Consider the following 5,644-nt stretch of genomic DNA (forward strand, 5'->3'; position numbering starts at 1 on the left):
GCATGTTCCGCGTCCTTGCAATACTGTGTTTACATACAGTCTATCGCTTAGCGGAAAGTTCTTTTACCCTCAGCCGAAATGCCTGCCGTTGCTAGACATTGCCAGCCAGTGCCCGTCACTCCCACTCGATTGTAAACAAGCACACAAAACCCTTTAGTGACAACAATTTGCAAGAACTATCAGGCTCAGTGCCATGAAAAATACCATGACCAGATCATGAGGTTGAACACGGCTTGCGCCGGCAGCGTTCACGCTCCTGGTCGGCGATCTCGCCCGGCTGCAATGCTAGCTCAGCATCGGTCATGCGCTCCAGCACGTCGCGTAGGCGGATGGTGCAAGGAATGGGCGGCAGCTCGAACTCATAGCCGCCGGCGATCATTTCGGCCGCAATCTCCTCGGTGATGAAAAACGGCTCGTCGTCTTGGTTCGGCTTCTTCATGCCCTTTCCTCCTGGCGCTCATCCTGGCCGACAGCGGCCAGGGCATCGGCTTCCGTCAATGCGTCCTCCACGAACGCGCCGTGCTGCTTCGCTTCGGCCTGGCTGACCTCGGCCCATATCCGTTTCACCTGGGCCGCACTGTACCCGGCCAGCTCGGCGGTCTTGTTGATGCTGTAGCCGGACTTGCGCAGCGCGACAACTTGGGCGCGGCGCTTCGGATCAGCACGGCGGCCCTTGTACCGCCCGGCCTGGCGGGCCAACTCAATGCCTTGGCGCTGGCGTTCGCGCCTGTCCTCGTAGTCGTCGCGGGCCATCTGCAAGGCCAGGCGAAAAAGCATGATCTGCACGGCTTCCAGCACGATCTTGGCGACACCCTGGGCCTCGGCCGCCAGGTCGGATAGATCGACCACGCCAGGGACGGCCAGGCGTGCGCCTTTGGCCTGTATCGAGGCCACCAGGCGCTCGGCCTCGGGCAAAGGTAGGCGGCTGATGCGGTCGATCTTCTCGGCAATGACCACCTCGCCGGGCTGTAGGTCGCCGATCATGCGCAGCAGCTCAGGCCGGTCGGCGCGTGCGCCGGATGCCTTCTCACGGTAGATGCCGGCGACGTAGTAGCCGGCGGCCTTCGCGGCCGTAGTGATCGCCTCTTGGCGTTCCAAGTCCTGCGCGTCGGTGCTGACGCGCAGATAGACCCGCGCCACCATCGGCGCGGCTACTGGCTTCGTCCTGCGCATACTTGCGGGCTCCTTTGGGCATACTCAAATGCACCCATCTTAAACTGGCAGCTAATGTACAAAAGTTGATAGAAGCACACAAGTTCAATTTTGCACTTCTGCCCCACTATTGCAAAACTGCTTGTTAGTAGCCGTTTTTTCTTACTGTTTATAGATTCAATAATTTTTGAAACGAAAAATTGGGACTAAACATTTCGGTTTCGTTTTCTGTCGATTCGTCCTGCGTATCTTTTGCATAAACAAACATTTGTTGTTCGTAGTTTTCGATGGCATTTTCAATACTTGTAAATTCTCCGTTTGTAAGGTTTTCAGACAATATCAAAGCATCCAATAATCCCGTATTTACACCCTGTCCTGCAAAAGGCGACATCAAATGAGCAGCATCGCCAATCATTGTTATGGGTAATGGACGGTTACTTTTCCAATCATTGTTCAAAGGAAATTTCCTTGTGGGCAAGCATTGAAATGTTGATACCGAACGTATTAATTGTTTGTAAACTTCACTCCATTTGGAAAATCTTTTCAATAAAAAATCGGCAACGCTGTTTCTGTCCTGAAAATCTAAGGGAATTTTATTTTTCCATTCATCGGGCGTTTTAAAACTAATTCCTAAATACAATGCACCATTATTATTGGGATTGGCAAACAATAAAATGCCCTGATGTCCCGCCATTAATCGGTTGCCGTTGCATAGCTGAAAAAATCCGGGACAGTTTATTTCCGGTTGAAGAATATCAGCTTGGATGTTGAAAGTACCGGTTTCTTCAACTTGCGTGTCGGTAACAAAGCTCCTTATTTTCGACATTCCACCATTGGCAAGAATAACCAAATCTGCTGTTTCACTCGGTTTATTCTCAAAAGTTAGTGTCCACTTCTTCTTACCAGGTTCAAGCATAACAAGTTTTCTATCCCAAATAACCGTGTCGTTTTCTAAACTATTCAACAAGATAGCCCTTAAGTCATTTCTGTTTATTTCAGGATTGTCAAATCGATTTTCGGGCTTTACATTTTTTGTGGATAAAATATTGCCTTTTTCATCAGCAATATTTACACCCATTGGTAAGGCTAAGTCATAATAAGTTTGTAACAATCCCGCTTTTTTCATTGCTTCCTGACCTGAACCTTTGTGTAGGTCAAGGGTTCCACCAAAAATTCTTGCCTCTCGGTCGTTGTCTCTTTCGTAAACTGAAACGTCTATGCCGTTTTGCTGTAATAATTTTGCCATAGTCAGTCCAACGGGTCCACCACCAATTATTGCAACGTTCTTATCACTAAGTAAATTCATTTGTTTGTCCGTATCTATTCGCATTGTCATTCAAAAATGGCACATAACAAGTGGCTATACGCCAAATGGCGTATATATCCACTATATCTTATTTTGCTAAACCTTTCATTATCAGTGACAAATCCGTTTTCAACCGTTTACCGTTCGTTTCTACTCTCTCAAAAGGATTTATATTCATAGTGCTTTTTGTTAAGTTTTGCTCAAATATACAAATCCTTTCTATATATCTAACAAATCCATCGGACTTTTTAATTGTTCCATTCCCTTGGTGGTAATATGTGTATAAACCTCAGTTGTTTTACTGCTTGAATGACCTAACAACGATTGAATATAACGTAAACTCGTACCATTCTCAAGCAAATGCGTTGCAAAGCTATGTCGTAAGGTATGTACAGTAACTTCCTTTTGAATCTTTGCTTTTAAAACAGCTGCTTTAAAAATGTTTTGAATACTTCGGCTTGAGTATGCGCCACCTTTTTGACCTTCAAATAAATAATCTTTTGGTTTATATTCCATAAAGTATGTTCTTAAAATAATTAATGTTTTCTCAGATAAAATGGTATAACGATCTCTTTTTCCTTTTGACTGTTCTATACGAATTTGCATGCGCTTGGAGTCAATGTCTTTTATTTTCAGGTTTATACATTCAGAAATGCGCAAACCTGCCGAATAAATAGTCATCAGAATAGCCTTGTGTTTCACGTTTTCAATAGCGCGTAGTACCCGAATGGTTTCTTCTTCACTCATCACAACAGGAAGTGTTTTTTCTTTTTTTGGTCTTTCGATGAAATATGTTTTCCGTTGTCCACCCAAAACACGTTCGTAATAAAACTGGCACTGTTGCAAAGTTAGCGATGAGGCAGCCTTTTGTCTTATTCAAAGGCCTTACATTTCAAAAACTCTGCTTACCAGGCGCATTTCGCCCAGGGGATCACCATAATAAAATGCTGAGGCCTGGCCTTTGCGTAGTGCACGCATCACCTCAATACCTTTGATGGTGGCGTAAGCCGTCTTCATGGATTTAAATCCCAGCGTGGCGCCGATTATCCGTTTCAGTTTGCCATGATCGCATTCAATCACGTTGTTCCGGTACTTAATCTGTCGGTGTTCAACGTCAGACGGGCACCGGCCTTCGCGTTTGAGCAGAGCAAGCGCGCGACCATAGGCGGGCGCTTTATCCGTGTTGATGAATCGCGGGATCTGCCACTTCTTCACGTTGTTGAGGATTTTACCCAGAAACCGGTATGCAGCTTTGCTGTTACGACGGGAGGAGAGATAAAAATCGACAGTGCGGCCCCGGCTGTCGACGGCCCGGTACAGATACGCCCAGCGGCCATTGACCTTCACGTAGGTTTCATCCATGTGCCACGGGCAAAGATCGGAAGGGTTACGCCAGTACCAGCGCAGCCGTTTTTCCATTTCAGGCGCATAACGCTGAACCCAGCGGTAAATCGTGGAGTGATCGACATTCACTCCGCGTTCAGCCAGCATCTCCTGCAGCTCACGGTAACTGATGCCGTATTTGCAGTACCAGCGTACGGCCCACAGAATGATGTCACGCTGAAAATGCCGGCCTTTGAATGGGTTCATGTGCAGCTCCATCAGCAAAAGGGGATGATAAGTTTATCACCACCGACTATTTGCAACAGTGCCGATAAAAATATATCATCATGAACAATAAAACTGTCTGCTTACATAAACAGTAATACAAGGGGTGTTATGAGCCATATTCAACGGGAAACGTCTTGCTCGAGGCCGCGATTAAATTCCAACCTGGATGCTGATTTATATGGGTATAGATGGGCTCGCGATAATGTCGGGCAATCAGGTGCGACAATCTATCGATTGTATGGGAAGCCCGATGCGCCAGAGTTGTTTCTGAAACATGGCAAAGGTAGCGTTGCCAATGATGTTACAGATGAGATGGTCAGACTAAACTGGCTGACGGCATTTATGCCTCTTCCGACCATCAAGCATTTTATCCGTACTCCTGATGATGCATGGTTACTCACCACTGCGATCCCCGGGAAAACAGCATTCCAGGTATTAGAAGAATATCCTGATTCAGGTGAAAATATTGTTGATGCGCTGGCAGCGTTCCTGCGCCGGTTGCATTCGATTCCTGTTTGTAATTGTCCTTTTAACAGCGATCGCGCATTTCGTCTCGCTCAGGCGCAATCACGAATGAATAACGGTTTGGTTGATGCGAGTGATTTTGATGACGAGCGTAATGGCTGGCCTGTTGAACAAGTCTGGAAAGAAATGCATAAGCTTTTGCCATTCTCACCGGATTCAGTCGTCACTCATGGTGATTTCTCACTTGATAACCTTATTTTTGACGAGGGGAAATTAATAGGTTGTATTGATGTTGGACGAGTCGGAATCGCAGACCGATACCAGGATCTTGCCATCCTATGGAACTGCCTCGGTGAGTTTTCTCCTTCATTACAGAAACGGCTTTTTCAAAAATATGGTATTGATAATCCTGATATGAATAAATTGCAGTTTCATTTGATGCTCGATGAGTTTTTCTAATCAGAATTGGTTAATTGGTTGTAACACTGGCAGAGCATTACGCTGACTTGACGGGACGGCGCTTCCCTACCCTCATGGCCGCCTCCCAGGAATCGACCCAGGTGCTTATCGTGGACATAATCCTTTACTCATAAATTTATCTTATTCCATTATTGTACCTGTCACGCAAAACTTGCAGAAAAGCCATAAACGCAGGAGAATCCTGTCGGCGGTGAGGATAATAAATATGGTAGCCGTCAAAATATGGACACCACTCGGTCAGAACAGCAATCAGCTTGCCGCTTTTGATATATCCATCTGCAACATACTCGGGAATATAGGCAATCCCCAGCCCGTCTAATGCTGCATCGAGCTGATGAATCGTGCTGTTCGCAATATATTGCCCTTTGACTTTCAGACTGAATTTCTGAGCATCTTTCTCGAATTCCCAGGCGTACAATCCACTCGTATCAGAATAGCGGACGTTAATGCAGTTGTGGTTCAAAAGATCCTGCGGCTTCCTGGGCTTAGCATAACGCTTAAAATGGCACTGTTGCAAAGTTAGCGATGAGGCAGCCTTTTGTCTTATTCAAAGGCCTTACATTTCAAAAACTCTGCTTACCAGGCGCATTTCGCCCAGGGGATCACCATAATAAAATGCTGAGGCCTGGC

Annotated in this window: 7 protein-coding genes; 1 reads left to right on the forward strand and 6 read right to left on the reverse strand. The window is 46.3% G+C overall.

The window, feature by feature from the left end:
* Positions 1-214 precede the first annotated feature (214 nt).
* The 5 genes from FTV12_RS16005 to FTV12_RS16025 all read right to left on the reverse strand — a co-directional run bounded on the left by FTV12_RS16005 (position 215) and on the right by FTV12_RS16025 (position 4,048).
* The gene (locus FTV12_RS16005) at positions 215-439 is read right to left on the reverse strand and encodes a hypothetical protein (protein ID WP_000743213.1); all 225 of its coding nucleotides are present in this window, start codon (positions 437-439) and stop codon (positions 215-217) included.
* Positions 436-1,173: a recombinase family protein gene (locus FTV12_RS16010; RefSeq protein WP_001366550.1), complete on the reverse strand. Its 738-nt coding sequence runs from the start codon at positions 1,171-1,173 to the stop codon at positions 436-438. Before FTV12_RS16010 ends, FTV12_RS16005 begins: the two co-directional genes overlap by 4 nt.
* Before the next feature lie 148 nt (positions 1,174-1,321).
* A complete protein-coding gene (locus tag FTV12_RS16015; RefSeq protein WP_024160783.1) occupies positions 1,322-2,488 on the reverse strand; it encodes a tetracycline-inactivating monooxygenase Tet(X3) in 1,167 nt (388 codons plus the stop codon).
* A 189-nt stretch (positions 2,489-2,677) separates the two neighbouring features.
* On the reverse strand, positions 2,678-3,271 hold the full coding sequence (locus FTV12_RS16020) for a tyrosine-type recombinase/integrase (RefSeq protein ID WP_205779272.1): 594 nt from the start codon (positions 3,269-3,271) through the stop codon (positions 2,678-2,680).
* A 72-nt stretch (positions 3,272-3,343) separates the two neighbouring features.
* Positions 3,344-4,048 (reverse strand): IS6-like element IS26 family transposase, encoded by a 705-nt coding sequence (locus tag FTV12_RS16025; protein WP_001067855.1) that lies wholly within the window; start codon positions 4,046-4,048, stop codon positions 3,344-3,346.
* A 129-nt stretch (positions 4,049-4,177) separates the two neighbouring features.
* On the opposite strand from FTV12_RS16025, the gene FTV12_RS16030 reads away from it, so the two are divergent.
* Positions 4,178-4,993 (forward strand): APH(3')-I family aminoglycoside O-phosphotransferase, encoded by an 816-nt coding sequence (locus tag FTV12_RS16030; protein WP_000018323.1) that lies wholly within the window; start codon positions 4,178-4,180, stop codon positions 4,991-4,993.
* A 136-nt stretch (positions 4,994-5,129) separates the two neighbouring features.
* On the opposite strand, the gene FTV12_RS16035 is transcribed toward FTV12_RS16030, so the two are convergent.
* Positions 5,130-5,531, reverse strand: a complete 402-nt coding sequence (locus FTV12_RS16035) for a LysR substrate-binding domain-containing protein (RefSeq protein ID WP_001183556.1) — start codon at positions 5,529-5,531, stop codon at positions 5,130-5,132.
* Positions 5,532-5,644 lie beyond the last annotated feature (113 nt).

The organism is Acinetobacter sp. YH12233 (assembly GCF_013417725.1).
GTDB lineage: Bacteria > Pseudomonadota > Gammaproteobacteria > Pseudomonadales > Moraxellaceae > Acinetobacter.